Origin of the sequence: Colwellia sp. C2M11, assembly GCF_018860915.1 — a bacterium.
Taxonomy (GTDB): Bacteria; Pseudomonadota; Gammaproteobacteria; order Enterobacterales; family Alteromonadaceae; genus Colwellia.
The window spans coordinates 39,950-58,311 of record NZ_JAHKQD010000048.1 but is presented as its reverse complement, the minus strand read 5'-3'; the positions used below and the strand labels follow the sequence as shown (position 1 = coordinate 58,311).

Annotated in this window: 19 protein-coding genes and 2 tRNA genes; 16 read left to right on the top strand and 5 right to left on the bottom strand. The window is 36.5% G+C overall.

The window, feature by feature from the left end; translation table 11 throughout:
* The first annotated feature begins 109 nt into the window (after positions 1-109).
* The 3 genes from KO509_RS14280 (at position 110) to KO509_RS14270 (ending at position 1,229) form a co-directional block, all read left to right on the top strand.
* A tRNA-His gene (locus tag KO509_RS14280) sits at positions 110-185 on the top strand.
* A 44-nt stretch (positions 186-229) separates the two neighbouring features.
* Positions 230-306: transfer RNA gene (locus KO509_RS14275), tRNA-Pro, on the top strand.
* A 284-nt stretch (positions 307-590) separates the two neighbouring features.
* A complete protein-coding gene (locus tag KO509_RS14270) occupies positions 591-1,229 on the top strand; it encodes an NAD(P)H-dependent oxidoreductase (RefSeq protein ID WP_159821887.1) in 639 nt (212 codons plus the stop codon).
* Positions 1,230-1,293: 64 nt separating this feature from the next.
* Here the strand turns inward: KO509_RS14270 and KO509_RS14265 are convergent, their stop codons facing one another.
* From KO509_RS14265 to KO509_RS14245, 5 genes are all read right to left on the bottom strand, one after another.
* Complete coding sequence (locus tag KO509_RS14265) at positions 1,294-2,007, bottom strand: hypothetical protein (protein ID WP_215973938.1); 714 nt, start codon at positions 2,005-2,007, stop codon at positions 1,294-1,296.
* A gap of 319 nt (positions 2,008-2,326) precedes the next feature.
* Positions 2,327-4,198: an alkaline phosphatase gene (locus KO509_RS14260; RefSeq protein ID WP_215973937.1), complete on the bottom strand. Its 1,872-nt coding sequence runs from the start codon at positions 4,196-4,198 to the stop codon at positions 2,327-2,329.
* 18 nt (positions 4,199-4,216) lie between these two features.
* Positions 4,217-5,803, bottom strand: coding sequence for an alkaline phosphatase (locus KO509_RS14255; RefSeq protein ID WP_215973936.1), 1,587 nt, complete (start codon positions 5,801-5,803; stop codon positions 4,217-4,219).
* A 241-nt stretch (positions 5,804-6,044) separates the two neighbouring features.
* Positions 6,045-6,950: a TIGR01777 family oxidoreductase gene (locus KO509_RS14250; protein ID WP_215973935.1), complete on the bottom strand. Its 906-nt coding sequence runs from the start codon at positions 6,948-6,950 to the stop codon at positions 6,045-6,047.
* 180 nt (positions 6,951-7,130) lie between these two features.
* On the bottom strand, positions 7,131-7,655 hold the full coding sequence (locus KO509_RS14245) for a hypothetical protein (RefSeq protein ID WP_215973934.1): 525 nt from the start codon (positions 7,653-7,655) through the stop codon (positions 7,131-7,133).
* A 243-nt stretch (positions 7,656-7,898) separates the two neighbouring features.
* Here KO509_RS14245 and KO509_RS14240 point away from each other — a divergent pair, with 243 nt between their 5' ends.
* From KO509_RS14240 to KO509_RS14180, 13 genes are all read left to right on the top strand, one after another.
* The gene (locus KO509_RS14240; protein ID WP_252727610.1) at positions 7,899-8,642 is read left to right on the top strand and encodes a MipA/OmpV family protein; all 744 of its coding nucleotides are present in this window, start codon (positions 7,899-7,901) and stop codon (positions 8,640-8,642) included.
* Positions 8,643-8,762: 120 nt separating this feature from the next.
* On the top strand, positions 8,763-9,257 hold the full coding sequence (locus KO509_RS14235; RefSeq protein ID WP_215973933.1) for a DUF2878 domain-containing protein: 495 nt from the start codon (positions 8,763-8,765) through the stop codon (positions 9,255-9,257).
* A complete protein-coding gene (locus tag KO509_RS14230) occupies positions 9,250-9,837 on the top strand; it encodes a chalcone isomerase family protein (protein ID WP_215973932.1) in 588 nt (195 codons plus the stop codon). The genes KO509_RS14235 and KO509_RS14230 overlap by 8 nt, the downstream gene beginning before the upstream one ends.
* Positions 9,830-10,381: a DUF3833 domain-containing protein gene (locus KO509_RS14225; protein ID WP_215973931.1), complete on the top strand. Its 552-nt coding sequence runs from the start codon at positions 9,830-9,832 to the stop codon at positions 10,379-10,381. The genes KO509_RS14230 and KO509_RS14225 overlap by 8 nt, the downstream gene beginning before the upstream one ends.
* A 161-nt stretch (positions 10,382-10,542) precedes the next feature.
* On the top strand, positions 10,543-11,175 hold the full coding sequence (locus KO509_RS14220) for an LON peptidase substrate-binding domain-containing protein (RefSeq protein WP_215973930.1): 633 nt from the start codon (positions 10,543-10,545) through the stop codon (positions 11,173-11,175).
* A 127-nt stretch (positions 11,176-11,302) separates the two neighbouring features.
* Positions 11,303-11,920, top strand: coding sequence for a sigma-70 family RNA polymerase sigma factor (locus KO509_RS14215; protein ID WP_215973929.1), 618 nt, complete (start codon positions 11,303-11,305; stop codon positions 11,918-11,920).
* Entirely contained in the window at positions 11,913-12,572 is a 660-nt protein-coding gene (locus KO509_RS14210) for a ChrR family anti-sigma-E factor (protein WP_215973928.1), read from the top strand. The genes KO509_RS14215 and KO509_RS14210 overlap by 8 nt, the downstream gene beginning before the upstream one ends.
* A gap of 12 nt (positions 12,573-12,584) precedes the next feature.
* Complete coding sequence (locus KO509_RS14205; protein ID WP_215973927.1) at positions 12,585-13,544, top strand: DUF523 and DUF1722 domain-containing protein; 960 nt, start codon at positions 12,585-12,587, stop codon at positions 13,542-13,544.
* A 70-nt stretch (positions 13,545-13,614) separates the two neighbouring features.
* Positions 13,615-14,997 carry a deoxyribodipyrimidine photo-lyase gene (gene phrB / locus KO509_RS14200; protein ID WP_215973926.1) on the top strand — a complete coding sequence of 461 codons (1,383 nt, stop codon included), beginning with the start codon at positions 13,615-13,617 and terminating at the stop codon, positions 14,995-14,997.
* Between the two features lie 88 nt (positions 14,998-15,085).
* Positions 15,086-15,547 carry a nuclear transport factor 2 family protein gene (locus KO509_RS14195; RefSeq protein ID WP_215973925.1) on the top strand — a complete coding sequence of 154 codons (462 nt, stop codon included), beginning with the start codon at positions 15,086-15,088 and terminating at the stop codon, positions 15,545-15,547.
* A complete protein-coding gene (locus KO509_RS14190; RefSeq protein ID WP_215973924.1) occupies positions 15,547-16,272 on the top strand; it encodes an SDR family NAD(P)-dependent oxidoreductase in 726 nt (241 codons plus the stop codon). The genes KO509_RS14195 and KO509_RS14190 overlap by 1 nt, the downstream gene beginning before the upstream one ends.
* Positions 16,269-17,528 carry an FAD-dependent oxidoreductase gene (locus tag KO509_RS14185; RefSeq protein ID WP_215973923.1) on the top strand — a complete coding sequence of 420 codons (1,260 nt, stop codon included), beginning with the start codon at positions 16,269-16,271 and terminating at the stop codon, positions 17,526-17,528. The genes KO509_RS14190 and KO509_RS14185 overlap by 4 nt, the downstream gene beginning before the upstream one ends.
* A 37-nt stretch (positions 17,529-17,565) precedes the next feature.
* Positions 17,566-18,336, top strand: a complete 771-nt coding sequence (locus tag KO509_RS14180; protein WP_215973922.1) for a DUF1365 domain-containing protein — start codon at positions 17,566-17,568, stop codon at positions 18,334-18,336.
* Positions 18,337-18,362: the final 26 nt, after the last annotated feature.

Sequence of the window (18,362 nt, the reverse complement as noted above, 5' to 3'; positions counted from 1 at the left end):
ATAGCAAATCTCTTCGATTAATTATTATTTTTACTTGCACAAAGCACGATAACTCATTAAAATCCGCGCATTGTTTCAAACCTAGAAACAATATTAGTAAAAATCAGTGGTGGCTATAGCTCAGTTGGTAGAGCCCCGGATTGTGATTCCGGTTGTCGAGGGTTCAAGTCCCTTTAGCCACCCCATCTTTTGCTTCTTCCTGAAGTAATAGATAAAAAGTTATAAATGTCGGTGATTAGCGCAGCTTGGTAGCGCACTTGGTTTGGGTCCAAGGGGTCGCAAGTTCGAATCTTGCATCACCGACCACTTTTGATTTCTATTTCTCAAGTTTCAGAATAAACATAAACAAATCTATATACGCCCAAAATTATCGCTTGGTATTTTCTATGTTCAAGAATAATCAACTTTATTAATTATATCCTTAGCTTATGCAAGATTTACAACTTGATAAGTAATACCTTGAGTCGTATTCTGTTTGCGAGACTTTTTGCTGAATATTGTTACCCGTTATTCACAAAATCATACTTAGTACTTGAAATTATACTTAATCAGCTCAATTTCAAACCTATCACTATTAACAGAGTAAATATATGTCTGAGTTATTAAAAAATCTGCAGTGGCGTTATGCCACAAAAAAAATGAATCCGAGCAAAGCTGTCAGCGAAGAAAAAGTTGATTTTATTTTAGAGTCTATTCGTTTGAGTGCTAGCTCTAGTGGTTTACAGCCTTATGACGTTATTGTGGTAACTAACCCTGAAGTACGCGCACAAATTTTGCCTCATGCATGGAGTCAACAGCAAGTAACAGACTGCTCTCACTTATTAGTATTTGCCGCATGGGACAATTACACCGCGGAACGCATTAATACTATGTTTGATCTAGTGAATGAAAAGCGTGGATTCAAAAATCAAGGCTGGGAAGATTACCGCCAAATGTTACTAAATACTTATCCGGCACGTGATGCACAAACAAACTTTGAACATGCAGCACGTCAGGCTTATATCGGTTTAGGCTCAGCGTTAATTGCAGCGGCTGAAATGAAAGTAGACAGCACGCCAATGGAAGGTTTTTTACCTGAAAAAGTTGATGAAATACTCGGTCTTAAAGAGCGTAACTTAAAATCAGTATTATTACTTCCTTTGGGCTATCGCGAAGAAGAGGGCGATTGGCTAGTTAACTTAGAAAAAGTTCGACGTTCAACAGATAGTTTTATCACCTACGTTAAGTAATGAATGTTAACTAGCCTGCAAAACCAATGTAGGCTAGTTAAAACTTAACAACATTGATCTAATACTAATGTTGGTGAGATGAAGGTAATGAATTTCCTTTACTGTCATAAAATCCAGAAGCGCTATGTTCAATAAAACCTAGATTGATCATTTTTCTAAAAAATGGGTCTGATTCATTGTCACCAATATCAGCAAAATCTGTTGATTGATAAGATGATAGTATATCCAATTGTTGTTGAATCACTTTTTGGTTATGCGTAGCGTCAGTTAATTGCCAGTTTATCGTTTTATCTGCGGATACACTTGTCATACGTTTCATTATCTTCTCTTCAGGAAACCACCATATATCAACAGTTTTTGTTTTTTCTTTTTGTTGATAATGTTCTAATTTTTCACAACCTTCACCTGTTTTTTCGATAAGCGTTGCTTGCTCTGTAAATTTTGGATGCAATAGCTGCGCATGATGATCCCAGGCTTGATTAGTGTTTGTCTTTGTTGCTTCGTATTCAATCGCACGCTTGTCATCAATAAAGTAGGATGTTTTTTTCATATTATTCTTGGGTAGCTTTGTCCATTGTGTTGCGACTGTCTTGTTACTAATGTGGAAAGCAGAATTTTGAGTTCGTAATAGTATTAGCTCATTTCTATTATGTGATGTCTGATCTTTGGTTATTTCTTCAATGCTATATGTCGCCATTATTGTTGTAGATTGGCAGTCGTCATTAGCTGACACGAAAGCCGGAAGGGCCATTACTGCAATAAGTATTAGTGTTCTCATCTGATTCATCTTAATAGTTTGTTAATGTAAGGATAGGTTGAAGTGACAGTGAGCATAATCTTGGATAGCGTAGTGCTAGCTTATTCATACCAATCTCACTAGCTATGTGATCATTTCTACTTGCTAAAATCATCAACTACATCGTTATTTATTTAATAATCAGCACAACGAGTTATTGAAATAAATGCCTTGTATTTGTCAATTTTTTCTATGTATAAAATTGTTCACCTAATTAATGAAACTGGTATAACTAATAAAGAATAGGGCATTAGCCCCACTCTTTATCGATATCTAACTTAATTTGCTCAACTCAGCTAGGCTACTTTGATGTGCCGGAAAGGTTAGCGGCATAATCCATCACATGAAATATGAAGTTCTGCTCATTAGTACCGGTAATTAAATTAGCACCAGGTCCTATGGCAAAAATGCCAACATCTTCACCAGCATGTGTTTCACTACCTAGTGGTACGAGTGACTCTTGGTGGAAGCCAGCAGTGGTTGTATCAACACTTGTTAAGTCAACTCGACCCGTTACTGGCGCTGCAAGATAGCTCGCATCAGCATCTGTTTCCGTACCTAAGTTTCTATAACCAAGACCATTAGTGTAACCGACGGTTGTGTAAGGCATATTGTCAGATGCTAGGCTTGCTTCTGTTTCACCAATACCAACAACTTTACCTAAAATAGGATTGCCACGCTTTGGGTAACCTGCAATGGTAAAAACATGACTGTGGTCCGCAGTAACAATAATCAGTGTATCTTCTTGGCTGGTTGCATCTACTGCTGCTTGTACTGCTTTCGCAAACTCAATGGTGTCGTTTAATGCGTTGTAAGCATTACCTGCGTGATGAGCGTGGTCAATACGGCCTGATTCAACGGTAAGGAAGAAGCCTTCTTCGTTATTATCAAGAATACCTATTGCTTTTGCTGTCATCTCTGACAAGCTTGGTTCACCTGCAATATCGTTGCTACGATCAGCTTCATATTGCATATGTGATTCGTTAAATAAACCAAATACGCGTGTTGTTGTGTCAGGATTGATGGCATCGAATGAGGCTTGGTCAACGATATAAGCACCATTAGTGTAGTGAGCTCGCCATTCAGCCGTTAAATCACGGCCATCAGTACGGTCACCCTCAATAGCGCTGACAGCATCAATGCTATTGAAGCTAGCATCTTTAGGTAAAAAATGACGACGACCGCCACCCATAACTACTTCAATACCATCAACATCTACACCAGCATATCGAGCTTCTAAGTTGGCTTCAAAGTTAACTAATTGTAATGCAATATCTTCGCAGCCGGCGCGCTCCGCATTGTTATCTATATCCATATCGGATATATCTTCCCAATTACGCTCTGCTGATTTTGCATAGGTAGCCGCTGGTGTTGCATGAGTAATACGAGCAGTAGAGATAATACCGGTAGATTTTCCAGCAATCTCAGCTAACTCTAAGGCAGTGATCATTTCTATATTTTTAGTGCTAGTGCAATTACCACGCACAACATCTTCATTCACACCTAGCACACCGGCATCAGTTTTTATGCCAGACATCATCGCTGTCATCGTGCCAGCTGAATCAGGGGTTTGTGCATCAACATTGTAAGTTTTTGCTAGCCCTGAAAAGGGGAATTTATCAAAGCTTAGCTGATTTTCTTCGCCTGTCATGCCTTTGTTCTGACCATCTAAGATACGGGCAGCAGTGATAGTTGAAATCCCCATGCCGTCACCAACAAATAAGATCACATTTTTCGCCGAGCCTTTAAGCGCAGTTATTTCAGCAGCTGTCGAGGCGCTTGTTATAGATACGTTAGTGTTACCGGCTAATTGCGCATCTATTTTGTTCCAAATACTTGTCGCTTCATCAATTTCGGCAGCACCTTGTTTAAACCAAGGATTATTTAAACTAGTCAGTAGCTCGTTGCTGTTTACTTCAGTTGTATTGGTCGCACAGATAAATTCGGTTGCTGTTATTTCTGTGTTATCTAAAATGTTATTATTGTTAACATCTAAACCAGAGTCAATTTGTACACCACTGCTTTTACAATTCTCATTCCCGATTGGTAACTTTGTTTGTGCAATTAAGGCACTATAGCCATTTATTCCATCAGCGCCGTTATCGCCATCAGCACAAGCGGATAAGATAAGTACTAAAGATGCTGCAATTGTTGATAATGTATATTTGTTCATCATAAAATCCTTAAGGGCCTATTGACCAACTAAATCAAGTGCACGATTGATCAAATGAAAAACAACGCTTTGTTCAACTGAACCTTGAACAAGGTGTGCCCCCGGGCCTGATGTATGAATAGCAACATCTTCTCCAGCATGTGTTTCACTGCCTAATGGCACGATAACTTCTTGGTGATAGCCTGGCGTTGTCGTATCAATTGCTGTGATATCTTGTCTACCGGCAACAGGCCCTGATGTATAAGATGCGTCTCCATCTGTTTCCGCCCCTAAATCTCTAAAACCTAGGCCATTGCTATAACCTAATGTGGTGTATGGTAAACCGTCAAAAGCCTCTGAAGGACTGGTTTCACCAACGCCAACCACTTTACCTAAAATAGGGTTGCCACGCTTTGGATAGCCAGCAATCGTAAATACATGGCTATGATCTGCGGTAACAATGATTAATGTTTCTTCATCATTGGTTGCTTCAATTGCGGCTTGAACAGCATTTGAAAATTCAATAGCATCAGTTAATGCCGTGCTTGCACTACCGGCATGATGACCATGATCAATTCGTCCTGACTCAACCATTAAGAAATAACCTTTATCGTTATTATCAAGAATATTGATCGCTTTTTCAGTCATTTGAGAAAGACTTGGCTCGCCAGCAATATCATTACTGCGATCTGCTTCGTATTGCATATGAGATTCATTAAATAAACCAAAAACACGGGCAGTAGTTTCAGGGTCAATACTATCGAAACCTGTTTGATCAATAACATATTTACCATTTGGGTACATGGCACGCCATTCTGCTGTTAAATCTCGACCATCCGTGCGATCGCCTTCTATATCGCTAGCAGCATCAGCACTATTATAAATTGCCTCTTTTGGTAAGAAATGACGACGACCACCACCCAAAACAACATCAATACCGTCAACATCAATACCTGTATATCGAGCTTCTAAGTTGCTTTCAAAGTTAACCAGTTGTGAGGCAATGTCTTCACAATTTGCACGTTCAGCATTATTTTCAATGTCCATATCTGAGATGTCTTCCCAGTTACGATCTGCTGACTTTGCGTAGGTTGCTGCTGGCGTTGCATGGGTTATACGAGCTGTTGAAATAACGCCTGTAGATAAACCTTTTATTTCAGCTAACTCTAATGCAGTAACAACTTCGTTGCCTTTTACTGATGCACAATTGCCACGAATAATGTCTTCATTGACTCCCAAAACACCGGCATCGGTTTTTAAGCCGCTTATCATTGCCGTCATAGTGCCGGCGGAGTCTGGTGTTTGTGCATCTACATTATAAGTTTTAACTAATGCCGCATAAGGAAAGGTTTCAAAACTTAAATAACCTTCTTCACCTGAATTTCCTGCTAATTGCCCTTTTAAAATACGCGCTGCGGTTAGCGTTGAAATGCCCATACCATCACCAACAAATAGAATTACATTTTTTGCTTTTGTTGATCTTGCTTGCTGTAATTTTTCGGTAAGTTTAGTTTGTGCTTCTTTATACCAAGTATTATTCAGCTGTGTATCAGTTGTCGCTGCGTATGTTGTCGAAGACAATATACCAGCAATCATTACCGATAAGCTTTGTTTGATCATTTTCATTGTGACCTTATGCTGTGTTATTTAAAAATAACACAGCATAAGTAGTTATGATGAATATAAGATGATGTTTATGTGACGGTTACTTTACAGTGATATTTCATTTTTATGTCAAAATGGCTATCTAAATGACCGTGTTGTTATTGATTGAATAGAATGGCTGCTTATTAGCGATGAACAAAAGATTAATCAATTAGTTAGTTAAAGAAAAGTTACAGCAATTAGCGTTAATATTACTCAATTGTTATAACTTTTTAGTTAGTAAATTTTTTAATGCGCTATCAATGCTTGGGTAGGTAAAGCGGAAGCCGCTGTTTTTTAATTTAGTCGGTTTTACATTTTGTCCAAAGAGTAATAAGTCTGCCATTTCCCCAAAAATTAATTTTAAAATAAAGGCAGGTGTTGTGAGCATACAAGGCCTATTTAATGTTTTTGCTAAAGTACGAGAGAATACATTATTAGACACTGGCTGCTCAGCTGTTATATTGATAAAACCTTTAAGGGAAGGTGTCTTTTGAATATGTAATATTGCCGCTACCATATCGTCAATATGTATCCATGACATCATTTGTTGCCCGTGACTTATTTTCCCACCTAAGCATAATTTAAAAGGTAATAGCATTTTAGCAATTGCCCCTTCGTGTTTATCTAACACAATACCTGTTCGTAAAATTGCAATACGGGTGTTTTCTGATTTTGCGGCTAGCGCTAAATTTTCCCACTTTGAGCAAACTTCATAGGTGAATTCTCGATGGTAATCTGTAAACTCCTCATCAATAGAAAGACTGCCTTGCCTGCCATATATGCCAATAGCACTACCTGAAATAAAAAGGCTCGGAGGATTTTTTGCTGTTTTTATCAGGGTAGATAATTTTTCTGTAATATCCCAACGGCTTTGACATATCTGTTTTTTTTGCTCAACAGACCATCGTTTATTTGCAATAGGCTCGCCAGCTAAATTAATAACTGTATCTATATTCTCAATAGTTGAAAGATTTAGCTCATCAATAACATTAATATCAGTGCCTAATGTTTTTACGGCTTTACTGCAGTTTCTAGTGAGAACGGTGATATTGGTATGGCTTTGGCGTAAAACTTTGATTAAGGCTTTACCAATCAGCCCTGTTCCACCGGTAATAAGAACATTCATAAGATCACCTTATTAGATTATTTTTAACCTGTACTGGGGTGGCTACAGGCTACAGGCTATAACGATGCTACTGGTTAAGTGTTGCAGCTACATTTATATTACAAGCTTCATTGAATGTTTTTTATTCAATAAGCGTTATTTGGCAAGTGTTATTCGACAAATGTTATTACGTAAGTTTAATTATGAACTGGTTAAAAAACTTCTTACTTGGTTGAGCGCGCTAACTGAAAACCCGTCATCGTACATGTACAAAATAATACCATTTTCATCGAGTAAAATGACTCTGGCACTATTGGGATTTTCGTTGCCAGTAAAAGCTTGTACCTTTTCTCCATCGCTATAAACAGTAATAACACCTTGCCATAAATCTTTTGGAATACCGGCACGCATACCGTTATCAATCATGGTGCTAAACATTCTCGGGAACATGCCTGTTATCGTTGGTATTTCATAAGTATTAACCTTTGTTGAGGTCATATCTAAGCCAATTAACCATCTATCAATATCAAATTGTGAATTTTGTTTATAGCCAATAAGTAAGAGTGTTTTTTCTCCTTTAAAGTCACTTGGAATATTCACTTGCTGTTCTTCAAGATTTTCTCCTGTAATTGAAGGGAATTTTTCCCCTACCTGGGATTGATTAGCATAATGACTACTACAACTTGCTGTTAATAATGTGAATAGGCAGATAAAAAAGATACGCATGTAAAGTCCTTAAGGATTGTTATCCGTGTTGTTTGTCATAAAGCGCTATTTATTATAAAAACCGCTATAGTCATGATATACGCTCATCCACTTAAATTAGTTCACAAATATTAAAAAATAAAGCGAAGTTAAGCGGATAAACAAACTAAACACTTAAAAAATAGGCAGATAATAAATCTAAAATACGCTAAACAACGTATATTGAAACAATAGGGTTAATTTATTAGCAGGAATAACGAAATCATGATCAAAAAAATTATTGTATGCCTAGCACTTGTTGTCTCTTTATCATCTGCCGCGCAAAAGCCTGTTGATAGAAGCGGCTTTATATATGGCCTTGGTTTAAGCACAAGTAAAGAGGTATATAAAGGCTATAACAGACGAAATATAATAATACCCATTATTGGTTACCGAGGTGAAAAGCTAAACGTTTACGGCCCTTTTGTTAGTTACAAAGTGGCGAAGGTTGCTGATCTGAACGTCTTAGTGCAAGTTGCACCAAGGTTTCAGGGATTTGATGAAGATGACAGTTATATTTTTGCCGGTATGGCCGATAGAAAAATATCTATGGATGCGGGTATAGGCTTAAAGTATCAAAAAAATAATTGGAAGGTTGGCTTATCATCAATGTTTGATGTATTGAATCGTTCAAATGGTGTTGAGCTTTCTTCTACTATTGCACATACGTTTAGATTTGGCCCTTTATTTGTCGAGCCTAACATGGTATTGAGTTATTTAGACCGTAATCATATCGATTATTATTATGGTGTAGGTAAAGATGAAATTAATGCTAATAGAGTTGAATATACTGGTAAGAGCGGTATGAACGCCGGTCTTGGTTTATCTATTTCCACACCTATTCTTTTAGGTGGTTTTACTCAATTTAGCCTTCAGCATACCTGGTTTTCTTCTGAAATAACGGACAGTCCATTAGTTGAAAAGCATTCTAATTTAAGTATCAGGCTCTTATACAGTCGAAAATTTTAATCACTTTTTGAGTCGCCAATTTTAGCCTTACTTTGTCTGCTGGTGTAAATAAGTCGGCTATAAGTAATCCACATTCAAGTTTCAACCGTATTACCTACAAAGTTAACAATTATTATTAATATGCTACTTAATATTATCGGTTTCAACATTGCATGGTTTGGGCTAATTCTTTTAGAAAATCGCTTTATTCCTATAGTTATTTTATGGATAGGATTACATTTTTATTTTTGTAAACAGCGAGCTGCAGAAGCTAAATTAATTATTTCTGTTGCAACAATAGGTATTGTTATTGATTCAGCCTTATTATTTTTTGATGTTTTTCAATTTAAAGATCAGTTAGTTATTCCATTATGGTTAATGATGTTATGGATCGCCTTTGCCGCAACTATTGCTCATAGCTTACAGTTTTTATCGCGAGCTAAAGTATTCCAGTTAATGGTTGGTTTTATCTTCCCACCGCTAAGTTATATCGCCGGTGAATCGTTAACATCAATGACTTTTGGATTCGAGGTTTTGACTACTTACTTTATCTTAGCTGTTATCTGGTCAATATTAATGGTGTTGTTTTTTCATTTAAAGAAAATGTTCTATTTTCAGGAGACAAATAATGTATAAACCGGGTCTAATAATATTGTTGGTCTTTATCTCTATACTGTTCGAAGTTCAGGCTGACAATAATCAAAATGTTAAGGAAGAAAAACCAGCTGAAAGCTTTAACAAACTGAACTTTACAGGACCGGGCTTTAAAGAACTTGGCTTTACAGAAGTGGGTAATGCTAAGTTTACATTTTTATTTTGGGATATTTACCATAGTACCCTTTATACAAAGTCAGGCTCCTATATACCTGAAAACCCACCCGCAGAACTGATTTTTGAAATAGAGTATTTAAAAGATATTACTGCAGCAGACCTACTTGAGCGCACAATAGAACAATGGCAACACTTAGGTTTTTCAAAAGCTCAATACAATCAGTTTATACCTAAACTAAAAGCAATATGGCCTGATATTTATGCAGGCGATAAGTTAGCGTTGTCGGTTCAAGATAATAAATCTATCTTTTATTTTAACAATCTCAAAGTAGGCGTTATTGAACGAGCAGAGTTTAGTCAACTATTTTTAGCCATATGGCTGTCAGAAAAGACCAGTGAACCTGAATTGAAGGCTGAATTATTAGGAGAAAACATCGATGAATAAACTTATTCAGATGGTATTAATTTCGATTATCGCCTTTTTTCTTGCTAGCTGTTCAACGGCATTACAGGATTATAAAGAAACAGAGGTACCTTTTGATATTAAACAATACTTCAACGGTAACGTAATAGCTTGGGGCACTGTACAAGATTATTCTCAACAAGTGACAAGACGTTTTTGTGTTGAAATTATCGGTACGTGGGAAGGTAATAAAGGCACCTTAGCTGAAAAGTTTTATTTCAATGATGGTGAGGTTTCTTTTCGTAATTGGCAGCTAACTAAACAAAAAGATGGCAGCTATCGCGGCACAGCTGAAGATGTTGCTGGTATTGCTATTGGAAAACATCAGGGTTTTGCTTTTCAATTTAAGTATGATTTGCTGCTAAAGCTTGATGATGAAACGTATCAAGTCAGTATGGATGATTGGATGTATCAAATTGATAAATATCGAGTAATGAATAAAACCTCTATGTCAAAATTTGGTATTGATGTCGCAGAAATTACTTTGTTTTTTGATAAAGAATTCTCGCAAAAAACATGTCAGTAAGGTAATACTTATTTAACTTGAACTCGGTTTAAGATGTTTTAATTTATTAAACCGAGCTCAGGTTATTTAGTGTAAATGCATTGATAAGTGATCATTTAGTCGTGTTGATTCGTATCTAATAGCTTCGTATCTAATAGCTTAACAACAGGAGCGAACTACTTATGCAAAAGGTAAAGACAAGGTTACCTATTTTTCCATTACCTGTATTTATATTACCAGGTGGAATTACTCGTTTGCGTATTTTTGAACCACGTTATTTGAAAATGGTAAAAATAGCAACGCAAGAACAAGGCTTTGTTATCTGGTTAAATAGTATTGAATCAGAGGACTCTGATGCAATTAATACTAAGGCAGAAAACCCTGACTTAAAAACTATGGAGCCAAAAGAGCCTGATACTCTTTGGGGGAGTTGGGTTGAAATTATTAATTTTGACCAAGGTGACGATGGTATTTTAGAAATAGATGTTCAATGTAAGTCGCTAGTGAATATTTTATCGAGCGACCAAGATGAGGATGATTTGCACTTTGGGGTGGTATCTGAGAGATCACATTGGTCACAAGAAATAGAACAAAGCACTACAGATACTTTGTCACAATCACTAGATAACGTCTTTGATAGTAATACTATGCTCAATAAGCTTTACGTAGAAAAAGCCACGCATAATGCTAATTGGGTGGTAGCAAGATGGTTAGAGCTTATTCCGGTCGACTTAGCTATTAAAACCTCTTTTGTACACAGTCATAGCTATGAGGAAGCAAAGGGGTTTGTGCAGTCTATTATTTTTAACGAATAGCAATAATGTAAATCACTTTTGAGTAAGCAGAAAAAAGTAAGTAAAAAAATTTGTGATTAAGTGATCTTTATTAATTAGGAGCCGTATAGGTATATAAGTTTTAAAGCAGCTCTTGGTGATAAAAGCAATGCAAACACACTTGCTAAGTAATGTGACATCTGATAAATCTACTCAGATGCCAGAAAAAATAGATCATCCTCAACTTTGTCAATGGCTTGATGCTGTTGCTACTTCGCGAGACAAAATTGCATTTACGCATTTGTTTAAATTTTTTGCACCAAAAATACAGCGCATTGCGCGTAGTAAATTCCCTAATGAAACCCAAGCAAGTGAGGTAGTTCAAGAAACCATGAGCAATGTTTGGCGAAAAGCGCACTTATTTGATAAAAATAAAGGAGCCGCCACTACATGGGTTTACACCGTTATGCGTAATGTCACTTTTGATATTTTACGTAAAATTAAAGGGAATAAAGAAGACACATTAAGCGATGATATTTGGCCAATAGCCGAAAGTATTGCAACAGAAGAAGAGTCTTTTGATGATCATCTTGAAAATAAACAGTTATTAACGGTTATTGATGAATTACCAGAAGCACAGCAACAAGTGGTGAAAGGCTTTTACTTTATGGAGATGTCACAAGAGCAACTAGCTGTTCATTTAAACTTACCACTTGGTACGATAAAATCTCGTTTGCGTTTAGCATTAGCAAAACTCAAAGTACAATTAGGAGACCATCATGATTAAACATCACCCTAAATTTGAGTTAATTCAATCTTTTGTTAATGGTGAATTACCCGCTTCATTATCTGCTGGCATAGCTATTCATGCTGAGATGTGTCCGAAATGTCGACATCAAATAGCACAATTAACAGACCAAGTAGCAGAAGTTAATTTTGAAGACGCTTATCAGGAACACTTGGCTGATGACGATTTAAATATGGATCAGATGATTGCAGCGATTACTGAGTCAGATGCTATCTTTTTACCACCAGAAAATGATGAAAAATCAGTCGTTTTTAATAATAAAACTTATGTGTTACCTAAAGCCTTAAATAATATGGTTATAGGCAAAGCTGCTAATATTGGTAAGTTATCTCGTTCGCGCATACAGTTGAATGAAAATGAAATTCATACCAGTTTATTACAAATGCAGCCAGGCGGCGGAGTACCTGAACATACACATAAAGGGTTTGAGTTAACATTATTGTTAGAAGGCTCCTTTGAAGATGCAAATGGTAAGTATGTTAAAGGCGACTTTATTATGCTTGACGGTTCTCATCAGCATCATCCGATTTCAAGAGAAGGGTGTTTATGCTACACAGTAGCGAATGATGCGCTACACTTTACACAAGGCATCAATAAGTTGCTTAACCCAATTGGCGCATTTATTTATTAAAAGGAACGCATCATGATTCACACAGTTGCAAAAGAAGATCTACACATTGGCGTAAGTGCTTGCTTAATAGGTGAAAAAGTTCGTTTTGATGCGAGTAATAAACCATCGAATTTTTGTATAAAAGAATTTTCTCAACACGTTACCTACAAAGCATATTGCCCAGAAGTAGCTATTGGTTTACCGATACCTAGACCAACAATACGCCAAATCAAAAAAGATGATGTGATTAGTGTTTCTAGACCCGATGGAACTGGCGACGTAACCGAGGCTCTTGTGGCTTACGGGAAAAAAATAGCGACTATGACTAGTGATCTAAGTGGTTATATTTTTTGTGCAAAAAGTCCAAGCTGTGGTATGGAGCGTGTAAAAGTTTATAGTCCTGAAGGTAATGCGCTCGTATCTGATGGGGTCGGAGCTTTCGCTAGAGAAATTATGACAGCTAACCCTTTATTACCTTGTGAAGAAAATGGTCGTTTAAATGATCCGCTTATTCGAGAGAATTTTGTCGCACGAGTTTACGCTTATAAGCATTGGCAAAATCTTGAAGCGTCAGGCTTAACTAAGCATAAACTAACAACTTTTCACAGTCAGTATAAGTATACAGTCATGAGTCATGATTTAGTTGCTTATAAAGGTTTAGGTCAGTTATTGGCAAGAGCCGATTTACCATTAGAAGAAATGGCTAAACAATATATATCAGAGCTTATGGCTGCGTTAAGCATTAAAGCAACACGCAAAAAACATGCAAATACCTTAGCTCATATTCAGGGGTATTTTTCGAAGCACTTACAAAGTAACGAAAGACAAGAATTATGTGCACAAATTGATGCTTATCGTAATGGTTTAGTGCCACTGGTTGCACCGTTAACGCTGATTAATCACTACTTGTTGCAACACCCAAAAGATTACTTAGCTAAACAAGCCTATTTATCACCGTATCCAGATGAATTAAGACTGAGATATGCCTACTAAAATTATCTTATACCGGTTACCACTCCCAAGCCTCTATTTTGAATGGTAACCAGCATATAAAGGAACTCCTTTGATACTTTGGTTTCGTAATGATTTAAGAACACATGATAATCCCGCCTTACATTACTTTTTGACTCAATCTCAGTCAAAAATGCCACGTAAGGCGATTTTTTTTATATCTGAAAAACAATGGTTAGCTCACGACTGGTCGCCTATCAAAATCGATTTTATAAAGCGGCATGCTCAGGCACTTGTTGAAGAGCTTGCAGATTTAGCTATTGAACTTGAATTAGTGTCAGTACCTGATTTTTCAGCGCAAATTACTTATTTAAAAAACTACTGTACCCGTAATAATATAGCTAACATTTTTGCCAATAGTGAGCTTGAATTTAATGAACGACAACGGGATCTTACGTGTATAGCGCAAGGTATTCCATTGACGCTTTATGAAGCTGATGTGATTGTGCCTAAGGGCAAAGTCTTAAATCAATCAGGTGACATGTTTAAGGTGTTTACACCGTTTAAAAAAGCTTGGTTGAAATACGTTCAGCAAGCGGGTTTTGAATACCTAGGCAAAGTCACTAGCACATCACTGTCGGATGAAAGTACTGCAACAGTTACCCAGGAAGGCAGTTTGTCGAGTGCCTGGCCGTTAGCTAAAGAATATGAACGCACTGCATTACCGACATTTTTTCAACATAAAGTTACAAGTTACGCGCAACACAGAGATATTCCTTCGATTAAAGGTACTTCAGGTATTTCACCTTATTTGGCTGCAGGCGTCATTAGCCCTAGGTACGTTTTAATTTCATTATTAAATAAGTTTCCAGATTTATTACTAGCATCTGATAGCGAAGAATTTTCTTGGTTAAATGAAATTATTTGGCGTGAGTTTTATCGCCACCTAATGTTTCATGAGCAAAAGTTATGTAAACACCTTTGTTTCAAAGAAAAATATCAAAACGTTCGATGGCACAATAATGATGTGTTATTTAAGGCGTGGTGTGAAGGAAAAACTGGTTACCCATTGGTTGATGCAGCAATGCGTCAGCTTAATCAAACCGGTTGGATGCATAACCGTTTAAGAATGGTTGTTGCGAGTTTTTTAACTAAACATTTATTGATTGATTGGCGTTTAGGTGAAAAATATTTTATGCAGCACTTAATTGATGGTGATTTAGCGTCGAACAATGGTGGTTGGCAATGGGCTGCAAGCACAGGGTGCGATTCACAACCTTATTTTAGAATTTTTAATCCGATAAGACAAAGTGAACGTTTTGATCCTAACGGCGATTTCATACGTAAGTATTTACCAGAGCTAAAAAGTATCCCTGATAAACATATTCATTTTCCAGAGCAGTATATTAAAAATCATAAATTGGCTATCTATGTAAAGCCTGTGGTGGAGCATAAAGAAGCAAGACTGAAGGCGTTAGCTTTTTATAAAGTGTAGCGTAGACCTTTACTATGTTATACGGCTGTAGTGATTGGCGTACTTTTTCTTATTTTTTATTACTGAAATAAAACATGATGGTATAAAAATGCAAAATAATGTGTCGAATAATATAACAGCTAATAAGCCTTTATGGTTGAGTAACTTTGTTAGCACTTACCAACGTCTTTCGACCGATAACCTCGAGTTGTTGTCGACTATCTACCATCAACATGTCACCTTCATTGATCCAATGCATCAAGTTGAAGGATTTGATGAACTTTATAAATATTTTGACAGCCTTTATCAAAATTTATCATCGTGTGTTTTTGTTATCGACAATGTTATTGCTGAAGGTGATGAAGCGGCTATTTATTGGAAAATGTCATATCAACATCATAAATTGAACAAAGGTCAGGTTGTTACTGTCTTTGGTACATCGCATATTAAGGGCAAAGACGATAAAGTTTTTTATCATAGAGATTACCTTGATTTAGGTGCTATGTTGTACGAACAGCTACCTTTTTTCGGTAAATTAACCAAGTGGATTAAAACTAAGGCAGCTAACTAATGTCTATTAAAACTATTTTAATCACGGGTGCAACGTCGGGCATTGGCTTAGCTTTATTTGAGAAATATGTAGCGCTTGGGCATCAAGTAATTGCCTGTGGTCGAGATGAAAAAAAATTATCTCTTTTATCGGCTAAAGCCTATAAAACTTATTTGTTTGATCTTAATGATGCTCAACGCATTGCACAGCAACTTGATGATGTTCCCCAAGTAGATCGGGTGATTTTAAATGCGGGTGATTGCCGTTATATTGATGATGCCAAGCATTTTGATGGTCAACTTTTTGCGGACATTATTTCAACAAACCTATCATCACTTGGTTGGCTACTGCAATTTACCTTACCCAAAATTAATGATGGCGGGCAGGTTGTTTTTATTAGCTCGAGTGCAACGATATTACCTTTTCCAAGAAGTGAAGCTTATGGCGCATCAAAAGCAGGTATGGATTATTTAGCTGATAGTTTGCGGTTAGACCTAGCTGAGCAGAATATTAGTGTCACCCTAGTACACCCTGGTTTTGTAAAAACCGCGTTAACGGATAAAAATGATTTTGAAATGCCGTTTCTTATTACGAGTGACGAAGCAGCTGCAAGGATTATTGTTGGTGTTGATAAGCGCAAAAATTATCTGCATTTTCCAAAACGATTAACATTGTTATTAAAACTATTATCTTTTCTCCCGTCATCTGTATGGCAAAGAATTATTTCAAGGAAGCATAACGCATGAAGCATATTGCAATCATAGGTTCAGGTATTTCAGGCTTAACGGCTGCTTATCTTTTGTCGAAAAAAAATCATGTTACCGTATTTGAAAAAAATGACAGGATCGGCGGACACACGGCGACAGTTGATATAGAAAAAAATGGTCAATCGTTTGCCATAGATACAGGTTTTATTGTCTTCAATGATAAAACCTATCCTAATTTTTTAGCTTTATTATCAGAAATAGGTATCGGAAAACAAGCAACACAAATGAGCTTCTCAGTGCATAACTGCCAAACAGGCATGGAATATAATGGGCACAATTTAAATACCTTATTTGCGCAACGACGCAATTTATTTAGACCTAAATTCTGGGGCTTAGTAACAGAAATACTGCGTTTTAATAAACAATGTAAAGCAATATTTGACTCGCAAAGCTACCAAGACGGTATGACGTTAGGTCAATTTTTAACAGAGAACAATTTTAGTGATTTTTTTGCTGAACATTATATTTTGCCGATGGGCGCTGCTATTTGGTCTAGCTCTTTATCACAAATGGAAGATTTTGAATTCAGGTTCTTTGTACAATTTTTCCATAATCATGGTTTATTAAATATTGCGGATAGACCGCAATGGTATGTTATCCCAAAAGGCTCTCGTAGTTATTTAAAACCGCTATGTCAGCCATTTGAAAATAACATTAAGTTAAATGCTGATATAAGTGGTATTTCTCGCAGTGATAACAAAGTACATTTGCATTTTAACCAAAACCCGAGCGAAAGTTTTGATGATGTGGTCGTCGCTTGTCATTCAGACGAAGCCTTAGCATTATTAAATGATGCCACAGAAGACGAAACAGCGATTTTATCGGCAATGCCTTACAGTGAAAACTCCGTTATTCTTCATACAGATAAAACGTTATTACCCAAACGTGAAAAAGCTTGGGCCAGTTGGAATTACCAATTAAGTCAAGATCGCAGTAAAGCCGCAAGTGTTACTTATAATATGAACATCTTACAAGGTATTGAAAGTGAGAATACTTTCTGTGTCACGCTTAATCAAAAAGAAGATATCGACCCTAACTTAATTTTGAGAGAATTTACTTATCATCATCCTATTTTCTCAAGCGAATCTATTCAAGCTCAACAGCAAAGAGATAAAATATGCGGTATTAATCAGACCCATTTTGCTGGCGCATATTGGCATAGCGGCTTTCATGAAGATGGTGTAAGAAGTGCTATTGAAGTCGCCAAACGATTTGGCTGTTCATTAGAACAATAGTGGTTAAGGTTAAAGTTTCAGTTTTTAAAGAGAAAAAATGACCATAAAATTCAGCGAAAGCAAAATTTATTTAGGCAATATTGTTCATCGACGATTAAGCCCCAAAAAGCATAGTTTTAACTATACTTTGTATATGTTAGCACTGGACGTTTCAGAAGTTGAAAATGCTAAAGAAGGGGTGGGTTTATTTGGTTTTTCATGGTTCCATCCACTACGATTTGTTGAAAAAGATTATCTCAGAAGTGAACCATATGGATTAAAGCAACGTATAACCAATAAAGTCATGCAGTTAAATGGCCATTCAGATATCAACCGAATCGTTATGTTGGTGCAAGTACGTTGCTTTGGACTCTATTTTAGTCCGGCCAATTTTTATTTTTGTTATGACAAAGATGATAGATGTACACAAATGCTTGCTGAAGTGAGTAATACACCTTGGAATGAAAGGCATTATTATTTAGTAGATTTGCTTGATAAAGCTAAACAGGTGAATGAGAAGGTTTTTCAAGTATCACCGTTTATGGATTTAGATATGTCTTATTATTGGCAGGTTAGAGCGCCTAATAAAGAGAGTAATAAACTCGTAATAAACATTGAGAATAAACGTACAAATAAACTTAATGGCAAAGTAGATAAGTTGTTTGATGTAAATTTAAACTTGGAAAAACAATCGCTTAGTCAACGTAACTTATTACGTGTGTGGTGTCAGCTACCAATGATGACTATCAAGGTTGTCTCAGGCATTTATTGGCAAGCACTAAAGTTATTTGTTAAACGTATACCGTTTATTGGTTATCAAAAAAAATAGTTATAAAACTGTAAAATATTAGGAGT

Coding starts and splice junctions, on each gene's coding strand:
- KO509_RS14255 (WP_215973936.1), bottom strand. CDS start 5,803: ATGAAAATGATCAAACAAAGCTTATCGGTAATGATTGCTGGTATATTG.
- KO509_RS14265 (WP_215973938.1), bottom strand. CDS start 2,007: ATGAGAACACTAATACTTATTGCAGTAATGGCCCTTCCGGCTTTCGTG.
- KO509_RS14190 (WP_215973924.1), top strand. CDS start 15,547: ATGTCTATTAAAACTATTTTAATCACGGGTGCAACGTCGGGCATTGGC.
- KO509_RS14220 (WP_215973930.1), top strand. CDS start 10,543: ATGCAAAAGGTAAAGACAAGGTTACCTATTTTTCCATTACCTGTATTT.
- KO509_RS14245 (WP_215973934.1), bottom strand. CDS start 7,655: ATGCGTATCTTTTTTATCTGCCTATTCACATTATTAACAGCAAGTTGT.
- KO509_RS14225 (WP_215973931.1), top strand. CDS start 9,830: ATGAATAAACTTATTCAGATGGTATTAATTTCGATTATCGCCTTTTTT.
- KO509_RS14195 (WP_215973925.1), top strand. CDS start 15,086: ATGCAAAATAATGTGTCGAATAATATAACAGCTAATAAGCCTTTATGG.
- KO509_RS14240 (WP_252727610.1), top strand. CDS start 7,899: ATGATCAAAAAAATTATTGTATGCCTAGCACTTGTTGTCTCTTTATCA.
- KO509_RS14185 (WP_215973923.1), top strand. CDS start 16,269: ATGAAGCATATTGCAATCATAGGTTCAGGTATTTCAGGCTTAACGGCT.
- KO509_RS14250 (WP_215973935.1), bottom strand. CDS start 6,950: ATGAATGTTCTTATTACCGGTGGAACAGGGCTGATTGGTAAAGCCTTA.
- KO509_RS14230 (WP_215973932.1), top strand. CDS start 9,250: ATGTATAAACCGGGTCTAATAATATTGTTGGTCTTTATCTCTATACTG.
- KO509_RS14270 (WP_159821887.1), top strand. CDS start 591: ATGTCTGAGTTATTAAAAAATCTGCAGTGGCGTTATGCCACAAAAAAA.
- KO509_RS14215 (WP_215973929.1), top strand. CDS start 11,303: ATGCAAACACACTTGCTAAGTAATGTGACATCTGATAAATCTACTCAG.
- KO509_RS14235 (WP_215973933.1), top strand. CDS start 8,763: ATGCTACTTAATATTATCGGTTTCAACATTGCATGGTTTGGGCTAATT.
- KO509_RS14210 (WP_215973928.1), top strand. CDS start 11,913: ATGATTAAACATCACCCTAAATTTGAGTTAATTCAATCTTTTGTTAAT.
- KO509_RS14205 (WP_215973927.1), top strand. CDS start 12,585: ATGATTCACACAGTTGCAAAAGAAGATCTACACATTGGCGTAAGTGCT.
- KO509_RS14180 (WP_215973922.1), top strand. CDS start 17,566: ATGACCATAAAATTCAGCGAAAGCAAAATTTATTTAGGCAATATTGTT.
- KO509_RS14260 (WP_215973937.1), bottom strand. CDS start 4,198: ATGAACAAATATACATTATCAACAATTGCAGCATCTTTAGTACTTATC.